Below are 15,384 nucleotides of genomic sequence, written 5' to 3'. Positions count from 1 at the left end.
CTGACCTGACACGCGCGCGCCACGGCGAAAGGACCCCGAGAACACGCCGGGCGGTACGGCCATGGCCGTACCGCCCGGAAACCGCCAGGACGGCGAAAGGCGTTCTCAGCGGTTGCGGTGTGACTCGTAGCGCATGGTGCGCGAGACACCGATCCGCACGGTGGTGCCGGGCATGATCGTAACCGGCTCGTTCGGCGGGATGTCGTAGAAGTTGGGGTCACCGGGCGGCTGGATCTGGGTGCCGTTGACAGATCCCAGATCGACCAGGTTGACGTCCCAGCCGTCCAGCGCCACCCGCAGATGCCGGCGGGAGACCGAGCCGTCGGGGCTGGTGACCTTGGCCGGGCGCACAGAGCCGTCGGCCACCTCGGGTGCCCGTTCGGGGTCGCGGCCCACCAGATAGTCGGTGTCGAGCCGCAGCGTGAGGCCGTCGTCCAGGAGCAGGACCCCCAGCGGCGGGCGCGGCCCCTTGTAGGGAACGAGGGTGCGCTGGACCAGCGCGATACCGCAGACCGCGCAGTAGGGCACGCGAGGGTCATTGAAGTGGTCGTTCTTGCAGTCGACCCCGTAGACCAGCGGCCGCGCCTCGGGTTCGGCCCCGGAGTTCGGCGCGGGCGCCGGAGACTCGGCCCCGGACTGTGAACCGCCAGGCGTCAGCAACTCGTACTCGAACGGCTGGTCGCGGACGTCGACGGGATCCCCGCCCATCCCGCTGGCCCTGGCCGTGTCGATGTTCTCGTGACGGACCTCTTCATGGTGGACCATCGCGGGGGCCGGTCCGGTGGAGGGCATCGGCCCCTGCGGAGAGGCCGCGGGGATCGGCTCGGAGTGCCACGCCTGCGGCTGCGGCTGCGGCTCCATCGGCGGCGGGGCGGTGACCGGCGGATAGGGATCCGCCGGGCCCATCGGATAGGGCTCGGCCGGGCCCAGGGGGTAGGGCGCCGGCGGGGCGCCCTCCGGGAGGGCCGACCACTCGGGGGAGGTCGGCCGCTCGGGTGGCGCGGGCATCGGGGTGGGCGCGGGGGCCACGGGCTCCATCCGGGGCGCCTGCTGGGCCTGTGACGCGGCGGGCTCCATCCGCGGCATGGCCTGCGGGGCTGCCCCCGCCTCCGTCAGGTCGCACCAGACGCCGCCCGCGACGATCACTCCGGCGTCCAGCCGGGACAGCGGGTGCGCGGCCCCGGCGTCGGGCAGGCTCAGCTCCACCCGGGTCACCGGGCCGGGAACCAAACGGTCGGACCAGGTGAGCGCGTCACGTCCGGCGAGCTGGATCTCACCGGCCGCGCCGGTCACCGCCGCGAACGCCGGGCCGCTGACCAGGACGGCCACTCCCCCGCTGACCGGACCGGCGACGGCACACGCCACCGGCTCGCCTATCACGACGGCGAGGATCTGGGCGACCCGGCGGGCCAGCGACCGGCCGTCGCCGCCCGAGGCCGCGGTCTCCCGCAGCGCCCCCAGCAGATCCTCAACGACGGCCTCGGCCGCGTCGCACACCAGCAGCAGGCCGCCCACATGGGCCACCAGCCCGTTGCCCGGAAGCGGACGCACCACCCCGAAGCCCTGGTCGGTCACAGAACTCTCCCTCCCCGGAAACGCCACCGGATGAACGGCACCCGCATGGGGCCGTTCGTCACCAGCCAGATGCATACCCAGACGACCGTGAAGTGCGTCCAGAAGGCGGCCGGCGGAACCGGATCGATAACATCGACTGCACCGGACCGTAGCAAAAAGTACAGCACAAGGCCTTCGGGCACGAGCGTCAGCAGACCGAAGAGGGTCGGCCAGTCCTTCTCCCATCTGAACTGCATCAGGAAGTGATATATCAGCTCCCAGACGATCCCCAGCACGGCTACCGCCGCGAGGACCAGGAACCCGTTGACGTAGCGCTCGGAGAGCGGCCCGGAGGAGCCGGGAAGCACCGGCACGATCAGCAGGGTGATGATCGCGCCAACGGTGGCGAGCATGAAGAGGCGCGTCTGAATACGGCCCCACAGAGTCGGAACCACGGGGGACTACTCCTTACACCGACGAGTTGAAGGCCCATTTGAACCACTGCGAGGTCGAGCGCAGCGGTCCCATCTTTTTGACGAACCCTCGTCTTGCCAGATCGTCGGCTATCTCCTGAGCCGCGATCTGCAGGCCGAGGAAGGTGTCGACCCCCGGGAAGTAGCCTCCGAGCGTGGCCGATCCCGAGGCGTAGAGGGCACCGTCGCCATTGGCCGTCCCCTTCACCTCGAAGTGGCGCTCCACCTCGAGCCTGCCCACCGGATTGCGGAACGCCCCACCGTGCTGGAGCAGGTCCGCGAAGATCCGGTGCTCGGCGATGTCGGCCTCCAGGCCGGTGCAGTCGATGATGTAGTCGGAGACCGGCTCGCGGACGATGCCATCGCTGCTGCGCACGTAGCTGACCAGCCGCCCGTCCTGGCTGTGCTCCACACGGTCGACGGTGCCCTGCACGGGGTGGTAGTAACCGCCACTGCGCCCCGCGCGCATCTGCTCCTGCCAGCGTCGCCGGTAGGGGGTGTTGGTGCCGCCCATCTGCTTGTACTTCTTCGCCCGGTCGCTGCCCTCGAGCTTGCGCATCTGCGCCTTGAGCTGGCCGCCCCACACCGACTTGGGGTAGTTGAAGCCCTGGTAGGCCCAGCCGTCCCCGCCCTTGCGGCGTGACCAGATGTGCGGGCCGTGGGAGCCGCTGACGAACGTGCGGAAGATGTGGATGATCTGGGTCTGCAGGCCGTACCGCTCCCGGTCGTCGAACAGCCGCTGGAGCACCCGGGAGGCGACGATGCCACCGCCGCGAATGACCACGGTGCCCGGCCTGGTCTTCAGGAACTCGTAGACCTGCTCATGCGGCTCGTAGGCGTTGACGACGTGCTGGTAGTCACCGTGCTTGGTCCGGAACTCCTGCAGGTCGGGCAGGAACTTCAGGCCCGGGTAGCCGATCGCGATGTGCACGAAGCGCGAGCGGAAGATGATGCGCTTGGTCGCCGCCGCGCCGTCCGGCGGGGTGACCACCGTGAAGTAGCCGCCGCCGGCCCGGCGGCGGACCATCCGCACCTGTCCCTTGACCAGCATGTCCCAGTAGTTGATGCGTTTGGCCTCGCGCTCCAGGTTCTCGAAGACCGTGCCCGCGCGCGGGGTCCAGTAGTCGTTCAGGAGCGGTTCGGTGAGGATCTGCCACAGGTACGACGGTTTCTTCTCCTTCCACGCCTCTTCCAGGGCGTAGGAGGGGAACCCCCACAGGTTGTCCGGGCGAGAGGAGGAGTCGGAGCGGATCCGCTCCCCACGGGGGATCTGCGAGCACCTGGTGAGGAACTCGTAGGTCTGCCATGGGTGATCGATATTGGAGACCACCCGCATCTGCGAGGTGGGGACGCCGTAGATCCTCAGATAGTCGAGCGTCACGAAGGAGCCCATGCCGCCACCGACCGTGAGGAACGGGATGTCGTACATGGGTATGCCCGCGGCGGCGACCATCTGGTCGGTCCATTCGGGCGCGCCGAGGAGATCCGGCGTCAGATCGCCGGCCGGAGCCGGCGTGTGGGGGGGTGCCAATTGACGTCCCTTAAGCTACATGGCCAGCCAGTTCACTAGCCAAAACCCTAGTCCTGGTACGAGCCGAAAACGAGTAGGACAAACAGGGATGATTTTCTCTGGTCGTCCTGTCTTCGGCGAGTATTCAGTGAGACGCCTGCAAGTGACATGTAGTTCGCTTAAACTCCGCTGAACACTCGATTCACGTCAGACGTCGCGAGCACACCGAAGATCTCGCCACCACGCTCCACCAGGAGATACTCACCCGCCGGGGATTCACGCATGGCGTCGATCAACGGCTCCCCCTCCAGGTCGGCGGCCAGCACCAGCGACGGTTCGAGGCTGCGCGAGAGCGAACCCGTCGTCACCCAGGGGCGGCGGCTCTCCGGAGTGGCCTCCACCGCGACCTCGTTGACGATGCCCGTGGGGTGGCCCTCATGGTCGACGACCACCATCGCCCCCGCCTGCGCCTCCGCCGCCCGGCGCAGGGCCTCGGCCAGCGGCACGTCACCGGTGACCGCGATGGCCCTCCTGGCCAGGGCACGGGCGTTGACCTTGGGGATGCGGGCGCGCACCCGGGCACCGCGCAGCGCCTGGGTGGCACCGAACCAGATGAAGGCGGCCAGCAGCACCGACCAGGCGAACGTCATGTCCGGCGCCGACCTGGTCGCCAGCGCCAGCCCGATGGGGATCGCGACCAGGGCCACGGCCAGCCCCCGGCCCGCCCAGGCCGCGGCGATCGTGCCCGTACCGGGCTTGCGGGTGATCTTCCAGACGCCCGCGCGGAGCATGCGCCCCCCGTCGAGCGGCAACCCCGGCAGCATGTTGAAGACACCGACGATCAGGTTGGCGAACCAGAGCTGGAAGACCAGGACGCCGGGGATCGTTCCGGGGTCGATGATCCGGGAGGCGGCGAAACCGAGCCCGGCCAGGCCGAGCGAGAGCAGGGGGCCCGCGAAGGCCACCATGAACTCCCGGCCGGGCGTCTCCGGCTCGCGTTCGATCTCCGAGACGCCGCCGAGCAGGTAGAGCGTGATGCGCCGGACCGGCAGGCCGTACATCCTGGCGACCACGCAGTGCGCCAGCTCGTGCAGGAGCACCGAGACGTACAGCAGCACCGCGAAGACGAACGCGACGACGTACGTGATCGGGATGCTCAGTTCGGGCAGCCAGTAGGCCACCACGCCCTGGAACGAGTAGGTGATGAACGCCGCCACGATGAGCCAGGTCGGCGAGACGTAGACCGGAATGCCGAACGGCCGGCCCATCCGCAGCCCTGAACTGTCCCGGCGTGGGCTGTCGCTGCTCACCGCTGGCTCACCACTCCTCGTTCAACCTGTGTTCAATCCACCCTCAAGCCTCGATGGTACGCGCCGCCGGACCCCCGGCAGACGCCACGAGGGCACCTCGGGCGCAAACTGTCGTCACCGTGACCTACAGTGCGGTCATGTCGCTGACCGAGCCCACGATCATCGGAGCCCTGTCGCCGTCGCGGGCGGGTGACTTCATGACGTGCCCGCTGCTCTACCGTTTCCGGGTGATCGACAGGCTCCCCGAGCCTCCGTCGCCGGCCGCCGTGCGCGGCACGATGGTCCACTCCGTGCTGGAACGGCTGTACGACCTGCCCGCCCCCGATCGCACGGTCGCCGCGGCCCAGGACCTGCTGGAGCCGCAGTGGCACAGGCTGCAGCAGGAGGATCCTTCGTATGCCGGCATGTTCACCGGTGACGACGACCGTGCCGAGTGGCTGGCCCAGGCCCGCGTCATGCTGGAAAGTTACTTCACCCTTGAGGACCCCACCTGCCTGGAGCCCGCCGAGCGGGAACTCTACGTGGAGGCGGTGCTCGGCAGCGGCCTGATGCTGCGGGGCTACATCGACAGGCTGGACGTGGCGCCCAGCGGCGAGGTCCGCGTCGTCGACTACAAGACCGGCAGCGCCCCGGGGCCCGCCTTCGAGGCCAAGGCGCTGTTCCAGATGAAATTCTACGCGCTGGTGCTGTGGCGGCTGCGCGGCTCGGTGCCCCGCCTGCTCCAGCTGATGTATCTGGGAGGTGGCGGCGAGGTCCTGCGCTACGCACCCGACGAGGCCGACCTGCTGGCCACCGAGAGGAAGGTCCAGGCCCTGTGGCAGGCCATCGAGCGGGCGCTGGAGACGGGTGAGTGGCGGGCCAGGCCCAGCAGACTGTGCGGCTGGTGCAGCTACAAGGACCTGTGCCCGGAGTTCGGCGGCACTCCCCCGCCGGTGCCCGAGCGCCAGCCAGGCGACACCGTCCGCAGCAACCGCCGTCCTGCCAAGACCTCAAGGGCCGCCACCGACGAGCTGTAGCGGCTGTGTCGATCGCGACACTGCGCGTCGCGGTGAGGACGCTTGGACCCGCCCAACGTGACCTGCCTCGGGAAGCATCCCTGGAGACATGCCCGTGATCTGTCCTTGAGGGACGACTCGTGAGGCCGCGCCGGGGACTGGACTGAGGAGAGCGGGGTCGTGAGGAACGAACGGCCTCGCTCGACGAGGGAAGGAGCCGGATAAGAGCGGCCTCACCGCGACGCGCCAGCGTCGCCATTGACTCGTGAGGCCGCGCCGGGGACTGGACTGAGGAGAGCGGGGTCGTGAGGAACGAACGGCCTCGCTCGACGAGGGAAGGAGCCGGACAAGAGCGGCCTCACCGCGACGCGCCAGCGTCGCCATTGACTCGTGAGGCCGCGCCGGGGACTGGACTGAGGAGAGCAGGGTCGTGAGGAACGAACGGCCCCGTTCGACGAGGGAAGGAGCCGGGTCCCAGCGGCCGAACCGCGACGCGCCAGCGTCGCCATTGAACACTGTCCTACGTGGGGATGAGGGTGATATCCGCCTGTGGCAGGGTGGCTGGGCAGGAAGGGCACCTAAGTTGGTTGTGTGCGCAACACCATCGGTAGCCTGCGGGCCTGGTTCCGCGGGCATCCGCTGATCCCTGATCTGCTCCTCGGGGGGGCACTGGCGGCCGCCTCGGTTCCCTTCGCCTACGTCGCCCAGGTTTTCGGCGATCCGGCCGGTCTCGGGGAGCCGGACGCGATGAGCCTCGGCCTGATCGTGACCGGTTGCCTGTCGGTGGCGCTGCGCCGCCACTGGCCTTTCCTGCTGCTCTGCCTGGTCTGCCTGATCGAGATCACGCTGGCCGCGGCGGGACGGAACCCCTCCCTGCTCTGGCTCGCCGCCCTGGTGCTGGTCTACACGATCGCCGTCCGGCGCGGCCTGGCGGTCAGCCTGGGCGCTCCCGCACTGGCCCTGGCCGGCCACTTCCTGTCTGCGGCGGCCGGTGGCGGGCTTGGCGAGTGGAGCACCCACCTGCTGATGGTCGTCTTCACCGTCTCCCTGTGGATCGCCGGCCGGAACGTGCGGCTGCGCCGGGCCTACCAGGCGGAGTTGCACGACCGGGCACGGCGCATGGAGCATATCCGGGAGGCCGACACCCGGGCTGCCAGGGCCGAGGAGCGCTCTCGCATCGCCCGTGAGCTGCACGACGTGGTGGCCCATCACGTGAGCGTGATGACCGTCCAGGCCGCCGCGGCACGCCGGGTGCTGGCCGGAAACCCCGAGGGGGCCCGGGAGGCCCTGTCGGCGATCGAGGAGCTTGGCCGGACCGCGATGTCGGAGATGCGCAGCCTCGTGGGCGTGCTCAGAACCGACGCGGCGCCCGCCGAGCGCAATCCGCAGCCGGGGATGCGTGAGATTCCCGCCCTGGTCGACCAGATGCGCGAGGCGGGGCTGCGGACACAGCTGTGGATCGAGGACGAGCGCGGGGCCGCGGAGGCGCTGCCGCCCGGGGTCGACCTGGCCGCGTACAGGCTGGTGCAGGAGGCCCTGACCAACAGCCTGCGGCACGCGGGGCCGCAGGCACGAGCCTGGGTGACGGTGCGGCACGAGTCAGGCGAGCTGGCCGTGCGGGTCACCGACGACGGTCTCGGCCAGAAAGCGGGCGAAACGAGCGCGGGGGCGACCGGTCACGGACTGGTGGGCATCCGCGAACGCGTTGCCCTCTATGGTGGACTTCTGAGGATCGGCCCACGTCCCGAGGGCGGATTCGAGGTTGATGCCCGGTTCCCCCTCAAGGACACATGATGACGATCAGAGTGCTGCTGGTGGACGACCAGCCACTCCTGCGCACCGGTTTCCGCCTGATCCTCGAGGCCGAACCCGACCTCACCGTGGTCGGTGAGGCGGGGGACGGCAAGGCCGCGCAGGACCAGTCGCGGGCACTGCTGCCCGACGTGGTGTTGATGGACATCCGGATGCCGGGCGTGGACGGCATCGAGGCGACCCGCCGGATCGTACGGGAGGCCGCCGGAGGTGCGCACGTGCCCCGGGTGCTGGTGCTGACGACCTTCGACCTGGATGAGTACATCGTGGAGGCGCTGCGCGCCGGAGCCAGCGGCTTCCTGCTGAAGGACGTCCCGCCGGAGGAACTGGTCCAGGCCATCCGGGTGGTGGCGGCCGGCGACGCCATCGTCGCGCCGAGCATCACCAGGCGGCTGCTGGACAAGTTCGGCGCACACCTGCCGACCCACCGGCAGTCCACCCCCACTCGCCTGGAGCGGCTGACCGAGCGTGAGCTGGAGGTGCTCAAGCTGATCGCCAAGGGCATGTCCAACGCGGAGATCGCCGCCGAGCTGGTGGTGAGCGAGACGACGGTCAAGACCCACGTCGGCAACGTGCTCACCAAGCTGAGCCTGCGCGACCGCGTCCAGGCCGTCGTCCTCGCCTACGAGACCGGTCTGATCACCCCCGGCTCGCCTCCCTGACCCGGCACCCGGCGCGAACGGGCGCGCCCGCGCACCGGCCGTCACCACGGCGAGTGCGCGGGCCTGGGCCGGGATCGGTCAGTCCGAGACGGCCTGCAGGGGCGGCTGCTCCTTGGGGGCGTTCTCCGGGAAGTGACAGGCCACCTGGTGGCCCGCCGCCAGCTCTGCCAGCGGCGGTTCCACGGTCTTGCAGATCTCCTGGGCCTTCCAGCACCGGGTGTGGAAGCGACAGGCCGGCGGGGGGTTGAGCGGGCTGGGCACGTCGCCCTGGAGGCGGATGCGCTCGCGCCCCTCACGCCGCTTGACGTCCGGGATGGGGACCGCGGACATCAGCGCGGTGGTGTAGGGGTGCATGGGCGACTCGTACAGGCTCTTACGGTCCGCCAGCTCGACGATCTTGCCGAGATACATGACCGCGACCCGGTCGCTGATGTGCCGGACCACCGACAGGTCGTGCGCGATGACCACGTAGGTCAGGTCGAGCTCGTTCTGCAGGTCTTCCAGAAGATTGACGACCTGGGCCTGGATCGACACGTCCAGCGCGGACACCGGCTCGTCGGCGACGATGAGCTTGGGCTTGAGCGCGAGCGTGCGGGCGATGCCGATGCGCTGGCGCTGGCCACCGGAGAACTCGTGCGGGTAACGGTTGTAGTGCTCGGGGTTGAGACCGACCAGGGCGAGGATGTCCTGGACTTCCTTCTTGATCCCCTGTTCGGTCTTGATCCCCTGGATACGGAACGGCGCACCGACGATGGCGCCGACCGTGTGGCGGGGGTTGAGCGAGGAGTAGGGGTCCTGGAAGATGATCTGCATGTCGCGCCGGAGTGGCCTGATCTTGGACTGCGACATGTGAGTGATGTCGTGGCCCTCGAAGACGACCTTCCCGCCGGTCGGCTCGATGAGCCTGGTGATCATGCGACCCGTCGTGGTCTTGCCACAGCCGGACTCGCCCACCAGGCCGAGGGTCTCCCCCTTGAGGACGTCGAAGCTGATCCCGTCGACCGCTTTGACCGCACCGACCTGGCGTTTGAGCAGGCCCTTGGTGACTGGGAAGTGCTTCTCCAGCCCTTGCACTGACAGAATTGGCTCGGTCACAGACTTTCCGTTCGTCGAACGCGCGTCTCGCTCGCTCACGAGGACTCCAGGTTCACTTTGATCTCGTTCTCCCAGATGTCCCGCCTGACCTCGTAGGGCAGGTGGCACCGGACCAGATGGCCACCGTCGCTCTCGAGCAGCTCGGGCACCTCGGTGCTCGACTTCCCTCCGGTGCGGTCGGCATAGGCGCAGCGCGGGTGGAAGGCGCACCCGGTGGGCACGTTGATCAGCGAGGGGGGAGTGCCCTTGATCGGCATCAGCCGCTCGGTCCGCTCCCGGTCCAGACGTGGCATCGATCCCAGCAGGCCCCACGTGTAGGGATGTTCGGGCCGCTCGAAGATGTCCTCCGCCGTGCCGTACTCGATGCCCTTCCCGCCGTACATCACCAGGATGTCGTCCGACAGCTCCGCGACGACACCCAGGTCGTGGGTGATGACGATCAGCGCGGCGTTGAAGTCACGCTGCAGGTCGCGCATCAGGTCCAGGATCTGTGCCTGGACCGTCACGTCGAGAGCCGTGGTCGGCTCGTCCGCGATCAGCAGTTCCGGGTCGCAGGAGAGCGCCATGGCGATCATCGCGCGCTGGCGCATGCCGCCGGAGAACTCGTGCGGATAGCTGTCGACGCGCTTTTCCGGCTGCGGGATGCCCACCCGGCCCAGCATGTCGATGGCGTGCTTGCGCGCGACCTTCTTGCTGACCTGGTGGTGGATCCGGTAGGCCTCCACGATCTGCGCGCCCACCGTGTAGAAGGGGTGCATCGCCGAGAGCGGATCCTGGAAGATCATCGCCATCTTCTTGCCGCGCAACGTCCGGACGTGGTCGGCGGAGGCGGTGACGAGTTCCTCACCGTCCAGCCAGATCTCACCGGAGATCTTCGCCCGGCCGCCCTTGTGCAGGCCGAGGATGCCCAGCGAGGTGACGCTCTTGCCGGATCCGGACTCGCCCACGATGCCGAGCGTCTTGCCGCGCTCCAGCTGGAAGGAGAGCCCGTCGACGGACTTGACCAGGCCGTCGTCCGTCGGAAAGTGGATCCGCAGGTCCCTCAGTTCGAGAAAGCTCGACGGAGCGCTCATCCCAGCCTCACCCTCGGGTCGACCACCGCGTACAGCAGGTCGACGATCAGACTGGCCAGCACGACGAAGAGCGCCGCGACCATGGTGACACCCATGATCTTCGGAAGGTCGTTCGTCACGATGGCCTGGACGGCGTAGTCACCGATGCCCTTCAGCGAGAACGTGCTCTCGGTGAGCACCGCGCCGCCGAGCAGCAGGCCGAGGTCCAGACCGAAGATCGTCAGAATGGGGGTCAGCGCGGCGCGCAGGCCGTGCTTGACGACCACCCTGGACTCCTGCATGCCCTTGGCCCTGGCCGTGCGGATGTAGTCCTCGCTCATGGTCTCCAGCATTCCCGCCCTGGTCAGACGCGCATAGGACGCGGCATAGAGGAATGCGAGGGTGATCCATGGCAGGAGGAGGTTGTAGGCCCATTCCGCTGGATTCTCCAGGAACGGCGTGAAGCTGCCGCCCGGCGCGGTGATACCTAACCCGTAGCTGAAGACGACGAGGGAGACGATGCCGGTGAAGAAGATCGGCAGGGAGACCCCGGCGAGCGCGATGCTCATCGCCGCCCGGTCGAAGATCGTGCCTTTTCGCAGCGCGGACAGCACACCTGTCGCGACGCCGCCGAGCAACCAGATGACCGACGCGCCCACGGCGAGCGAGAGGGTCACCGGGATGCGATCCACCAGGTCGGGCCAGACCGGCTGCCTCTTGATGAAGGAGTAACCGAAACAGGGAGCGGGGCACTCCTCGATGGCGGCGCCGGTGTCGAACTCCGAGCCGACGAAGACACCTGAGATCCAGCGGCCGTACTGCACAGGAATCGGATCGTTGAACCCGAGTTTTTCCGCCGTGACCGCGATCATCTCCGCGTCGGCGGATCTGCCCATGTAACGGCTGGCGAAGTCCTCAGCCGTGGCGCCCGCGATACGGGGAACCACGAAGAAGATCGAGAACGTGACCATGCTCACGATGACGAGCATGAGCACCGCGCCGATCAGGCGCCGGATGATGTAAGTGACCACAGTCCCCCCGGCTCCAGGGGCCGGCCTTGTGGGCCGGCCCCTTCAAGCCTCGACTAACTGAACAGGATTTCCGACGGTTACTGGACGCCCAGGTTCAGGTAGTCGTACATGTCGAACGCGCCGGTGACGAAGACGTTCGTCGCACCCAGGGGGCGGACGAGGACGCCCTTGGACCAGACCGCGGGCAGCACGTAGGCCTGCTCCATGACCCTCTGGTCGATCTCGCCCCAGAGCGCGTCACGCTTGGCGACATCGGTCTCCGTGAAGATCTGGTCGATCTTCGCGTCGATTTCCTTGTCCTTGATGCTGATGTTGTAGTTACCACCCGACTCACGGATGGTGCGGCTGTCGACGATCTGCGACATGAAGCCGAAGCCGTCGTTCCAGTCGGCGCCCCAGCCGTTGGTGGCCAGGCCGATGCCGTTCTTCTTCACGAAGTCCGGCTTGCCGGCGTAGAGCGCGAAGTAGTCACCGGTGGGGTAGCCCTTGAGCTCCAGCTTGATGCCGACCTTGGCCAGCGCCTGCTGGAGCGACTCGGCGGTCGCCTTCTCCTTGGGACGGTCGGCGCGGTAGGCCATGACGGTCTCGAAGCCGTCAGGCTTGCCACAGGCGGCGAGCGCGGCCTTGGCCTTCTCCACGTCGCCGGTGCCGGTCGGGTAGAGGTCCAGCTTCTTCCAGCCGCCGATCGACGGCGGCATCAGGCCGGTCGCGATGTCACCGCCGGCGAACTCGCCGCCGTAGGCGTTCTGCAGACCCACCCGGTCGGCGCCGTAGATGATCGCCTTGCGGCACTCCACGTTGTCCAGCGGGGCCACGTCGGAGACGATCGAGGTGTACCAGGTGCGGGCGCCGGTGGGGTTGTCCGCCCGGGCCTTCAGCGCCGGGTCGCTCAGCACGCGGCCAAGCGCGGCGGGCTGGACGCCCGAGCCGGCGAGGTCGATGTGCAGGTCGCCGGAGAGGATCCGGTTGTCCAGGTCGTCGGCGTTGACGCCGAGGGAGATCTCGTAGCTCTCCGGCAGCGCCTTGCGGATCGGGTCGGTCGCCGGGTCCCAGTGCTCGTTGCGGACCAGGGTGTACTGCTTGCCGGCCTCGACCTTGTCGAACTTGTAGGGGCCGGAGGCGACCGGGTGCTCGCGGTACTTGACACCGGTGTCCTTGTCCTTGGGAACCGGGATCGTGCCGGGCAGGGCCGCGAAGTTGTCGAAGCCGCCGTAGGCCTTCTTCAGGTGGAAGACGATCGTCTGGTCGTCCGGCGTCTCGATCGCGGAGTCGGTGTTGACGTCCGGGGTCTTGTAGACGCTCTTGAAGTCCTTCGGCAGGTCCAGCCAGTCGTTGAAGTACGTCGGGCCGTTGACCAGCGTCTCCTTGTCCATGGAGCGCAGGACCGCGTACTTGACGTCCTTGGACGTGATCGGCGTGCCGTCCTCGAACTTCAGACCGGCGCGGAGCTTGTAGGTCCAGGTCTTGCCGCCGTCACTCGACTCGCCCAGGCTCTCGGCCAGGTCGGGGGAGAGCTTGCGGCCCTCGGCACCGGGAGCCGGGGTGTAGGTCACCAGCGAACGACCGTAGATCCGGACAAGGTTCCAGGAGAGCGCGTAGTAGGTGTCACCGGGGTCAATCGAGTCCCAGTCCTCGGAGATCGCCATCTTCAGGACGCCCCCCTTCTTGTCAGAAGGGTTGAACACCGCCTCGAGTCCGGCGTTGAACGCGTCCGCGGCCGCCGGCGCGGCCGACGAACCATCGGCCGGCTTCGTCTCGCTGCCGCCGCCGCCACAGGCGGAGAGCCCCAGGGAGAGAGCGGCACCCGCGGCCGCGAAGGCCAGTGCGGATCTCTTGTTCATTTACTTGCACCCCTTGTTAATTCCAGGAGAACGGGAGGTTGAGGGTCAGCGGGACGATTTCGGGTCGAGGGCATCGCGCAGCCCGTCACCGAAGAGGTTGAAGGCCAGCACCGTGATGAAAATCGCCATACCGGGGAAGAACATGAAATGCGGCACGTTGTAGAACTTCACCGCCTGCGAGAGCATGCCCCCCCAGGTCGCCGTGGGCGCCTGGATACCGACTCCCAGGAACGAGAGTGCCGCCTCGAACAGGACATTCGTCGGAATGAGCAACGTCGCGTAGATAAGAATCGGCGCGACCAGATTCGGCAGGATCTCACGGAACAGGATGTATGGTCCGCGGGCGCCCAGGCTACGGGCGGCGTCGACGAATTCGCGTTCCCGCAGTGACAGTGTCTGGCCTCGGATGATCCTGCCGATGTACGGCCAGTTGAAGAAACCGATCACGAAGATCAGCAGGCCGATACGCAGCGCGTCGCCCTTCACCCCGAGGCTCTGCTCGAACTGGCCGAGGACACCGACCAGGGCCATCGCGAAGACAAGGAGGGGGAAGGCCAGGAAGACGTCCATCGTGCGGCTGATCAGGGTGTCGGCCCAGCCACCGAAGTAACCGGCCATCACACCCATGACGGTGCCGATGACCACCGAGAGCAGGGTGGCGAGGACCGCGATCAGCAGCGAGATCCGCGCTCCGTAGATAACCCTGCTGAAAAGGTCACGGCCGTTGACCGGTTCCACCCCGAACAGGAACTCCCCGCTGATGCCCGTGCCGCCCTTGGGCGTCATGGTGGAGGTGTCGATCATCTCCTGGTGGAACTCGTTCGGCGGGTGGCCGAGCAGGCCCACGATCAGCGGAGCGAAGATCGCAATGACGATCAGCAGAACGACCACGCCGGCACCGACGAGCGCGACCTTGTCGCGTTTCAGATGCATCCATGCGATCTGCCCGAGCGAGCGGCCTTGGACGGCCTTCACGCCCGCTCCCGCGAGCACTGCCTCCGGTGAGACCTCGGTGGTCTTACCGGGGGCATCGAGCGGTGCGGTCATACAGTTGGCCCCCTGGATCCCAGACGACGTTGTCCGTCGACGCGTTTCCCGGGTCGGGTAGCGCGCCGTAAGTCTACGGGCCAGTAGTTCGTGGCCCCGTGCGCAGAATCTATGGGCTGAACTGCGCTGACCAGTCCTCTGGGGCGCTATGTGGCTTAACTGTGATTCACGTGAAATTCATTCGTTCTGATCTTGGAGCTAATGTCCGGAAGCCGTTCCGCTTCTGTCTTGGATTCGTGACATGGGAATGAGCTGATTACTCAGCGTCACCCGATCCCGCGACGCTTGAGGATGTCCTCGATATCGGAGAAGTCGTCGTCGGCGGCCGGCTTCGCGGCGGGCCCGGAGGCGGGCGCGGGCGCGGCCTTGTGCTTGGGCAACGGCTGCGTGGCGGCCGTCGCGGCCCCGCCCCGCCCGCCGGGGCCCGCCGCTGCCACGGCGGGCACAGAGGACGCGGAGGACACCGGGGGCGCTGAGGACGCAGAGGACGCAGAGGACGCCGCGGCCCTGAGGCGGCGGCCACGCAGGAACCCGGAGACCAGGAAGAGCACCACGGCGAGTCCGGTCACCGCCACCCCGGACCACACCACGGGGTTGAACACCAGACCTGTGAGGAAACCGATGATCACCGTGCCGATCTGCCACAGGGTGGGAAGCGCGCCGGTCAGAAAGGCGGCGACGGGTAGCAGTGACCAGGCCGCGGCGCGTAACCCCGCCGCGACGCCACGGCGCCGCATCAGCAGGAAACTCAGTACCAGCCCCACACCGGTGACCCCGGCGCAGAGCGGCAACCACCACGCGATCTGATTGAACGACACAGCGGACCGCCCCTCATGTTGACCTATCCGACATCCATCCTGGCACGTCGGATCGGGACGGGCCCTCCTTCTCAAGGAGGGATCATCCCCTAGTAGTGCTTTGTTAGGTGGTTAGGGCGGCCTTTGCTGGCAGGTGGGGCATCGGCCTGTCCAGGTGGCCAGAAGGGCCTGGAGCTCTTTGAGG

At 67.9% G+C, this 15,384-nt stretch carries 13 protein-coding genes; 3 read left to right on the top strand and 10 right to left on the bottom strand.

The window, feature by feature from the left end; translation table 11 throughout:
- Nucleotides 1-105: 105 nt before the first annotated feature.
- The 4 genes from ABT130_RS44125 to ABT130_RS44110 form a co-directional block, all read right to left on the bottom strand.
- Entirely contained in the window at nucleotides 106-1,575 is a 1,470-nt protein-coding gene (locus tag ABT130_RS44125; RefSeq protein ID WP_350965944.1) for an FHA domain-containing protein, read from the bottom strand.
- A complete protein-coding gene (locus tag ABT130_RS44120; RefSeq protein WP_350919207.1) occupies nucleotides 1,572-2,009 on the bottom strand; it encodes a hypothetical protein in 438 nt (145 codons plus the stop codon). Before ABT130_RS44120 ends, ABT130_RS44125 begins: the two co-directional genes overlap by 4 nt.
- 13 nt (nucleotides 2,010-2,022) lie before the next feature.
- Nucleotides 2,023-3,558 (bottom strand): hypothetical protein, encoded by a 1,536-nt coding sequence (locus tag ABT130_RS44115; RefSeq protein WP_350965942.1) that lies wholly within the window; start codon nucleotides 3,556-3,558, stop codon nucleotides 2,023-2,025.
- 158 nt (nucleotides 3,559-3,716) lie between these two features.
- Entirely contained in the window at nucleotides 3,717-4,805 is a 1,089-nt protein-coding gene (locus ABT130_RS44110) for a site-2 protease family protein (RefSeq protein ID WP_350965946.1), read from the bottom strand.
- Nucleotides 4,806-4,984: 179 nt separating this feature from the next.
- Between ABT130_RS44110 and ABT130_RS44105 the strand changes: the two genes are divergently transcribed.
- The 3 genes from ABT130_RS44105 to ABT130_RS44095 all read left to right on the top strand — a co-directional run bounded on the left by ABT130_RS44105 (nucleotide 4,985) and on the right by ABT130_RS44095 (nucleotide 8,316).
- Nucleotides 4,985-5,863, top strand: coding sequence for a RecB family exonuclease (locus tag ABT130_RS44105; RefSeq protein ID WP_350919201.1), 879 nt, complete (start codon nucleotides 4,985-4,987; stop codon nucleotides 5,861-5,863).
- A 570-nt stretch (nucleotides 5,864-6,433) separates the two neighbouring features.
- Complete coding sequence (locus ABT130_RS44100; RefSeq protein WP_350965940.1) at nucleotides 6,434-7,636, top strand: sensor histidine kinase; 1,203 nt, start codon at nucleotides 6,434-6,436, stop codon at nucleotides 7,634-7,636.
- Nucleotides 7,636-8,316, top strand: coding sequence for a response regulator (locus ABT130_RS44095; protein WP_350919440.1), 681 nt, complete (start codon nucleotides 7,636-7,638; stop codon nucleotides 8,314-8,316). The genes ABT130_RS44100 and ABT130_RS44095 overlap by 1 nt, the downstream gene beginning before the upstream one ends.
- 78 nt (nucleotides 8,317-8,394) lie before the next feature.
- Here the strand turns inward: ABT130_RS44095 and ABT130_RS44090 are convergent, their stop codons facing one another.
- The 6 genes from ABT130_RS44090 to ABT130_RS44065 all read right to left on the bottom strand — a co-directional run bounded on the left by ABT130_RS44090 (nucleotide 8,395) and on the right by ABT130_RS44065 (nucleotide 15,200).
- A complete protein-coding gene (locus ABT130_RS44090) occupies nucleotides 8,395-9,411 on the bottom strand; it encodes an ABC transporter ATP-binding protein (RefSeq protein WP_350919195.1) in 1,017 nt (338 codons plus the stop codon).
- A gap of 35 nt (nucleotides 9,412-9,446) precedes the next feature.
- Nucleotides 9,447-10,484, bottom strand: coding sequence for an ABC transporter ATP-binding protein (locus ABT130_RS44085; RefSeq protein WP_350965939.1), 1,038 nt, complete (start codon nucleotides 10,482-10,484; stop codon nucleotides 9,447-9,449).
- Entirely contained in the window at nucleotides 10,481-11,494 is a 1,014-nt protein-coding gene (locus tag ABT130_RS44080) for an ABC transporter permease (RefSeq protein WP_350965937.1), read from the bottom strand. The genes ABT130_RS44085 and ABT130_RS44080 overlap by 4 nt, the downstream gene beginning before the upstream one ends.
- Nucleotides 11,495-11,571: 77 nt before the next feature.
- Entirely contained in the window at nucleotides 11,572-13,335 is a 1,764-nt protein-coding gene (locus ABT130_RS44075; RefSeq protein WP_350965935.1) for an ABC transporter substrate-binding protein, read from the bottom strand.
- A gap of 45 nt (nucleotides 13,336-13,380) precedes the next feature.
- Nucleotides 13,381-14,382 (bottom strand): ABC transporter permease, encoded by a 1,002-nt coding sequence (locus tag ABT130_RS44070; protein WP_350965933.1) that lies wholly within the window; start codon nucleotides 14,380-14,382, stop codon nucleotides 13,381-13,383.
- 266 nt (nucleotides 14,383-14,648) lie between these two features.
- Nucleotides 14,649-15,200, bottom strand: a complete 552-nt coding sequence (locus ABT130_RS44065; protein WP_350965931.1) for a cellulose synthase — start codon at nucleotides 15,198-15,200, stop codon at nucleotides 14,649-14,651.
- Between the last annotated feature and the right edge of the window lie 184 nt (nucleotides 15,201-15,384).

It is taken from the genome of Streptosporangium sp. NPDC001681, from assembly GCF_040298085.1.
Lineage (GTDB): Bacteria > Actinomycetota > Actinomycetes > Streptosporangiales > Streptosporangiaceae > Streptosporangium.
Note: the sequence above shows the minus strand (reverse complement) of the source record. Positions and strands in the feature narration are given on the sequence as shown.

What these genes read in the sequence shown, in the direction of transcription:
- ABT130_RS44085 (WP_350965939.1), bottom strand. Translation starts at nt 10,484, where the DNA reads ATGAGCGCTCCGTCGAGCTTTCTCGAACTGAGGGACCTGCGGATCCAC.
- ABT130_RS44110 (WP_350965946.1), bottom strand. Translation starts at nt 4,805, where the DNA reads ATGGGCCGGCCGTTCGGCATTCCGGTCTACGTCTCGCCGACCTGGCTC.
- ABT130_RS44075 (WP_350965935.1), bottom strand. Translation starts at nt 13,335, where the DNA reads ATGAACAAGAGATCCGCACTGGCCTTCGCGGCCGCGGGTGCCGCTCTC.
- ABT130_RS44095 (WP_350919440.1), top strand. Translation starts at nt 7,636, where the DNA reads ATGACGATCAGAGTGCTGCTGGTGGACGACCAGCCACTCCTGCGCACC.
- ABT130_RS44105 (WP_350919201.1), top strand. Translation starts at nt 4,985, where the DNA reads ATGTCGCTGACCGAGCCCACGATCATCGGAGCCCTGTCGCCGTCGCGG.
- ABT130_RS44070 (WP_350965933.1), bottom strand. Translation starts at nt 14,382, where the DNA reads ATGACCGCACCGCTCGATGCCCCCGGTAAGACCACCGAGGTCTCACCG.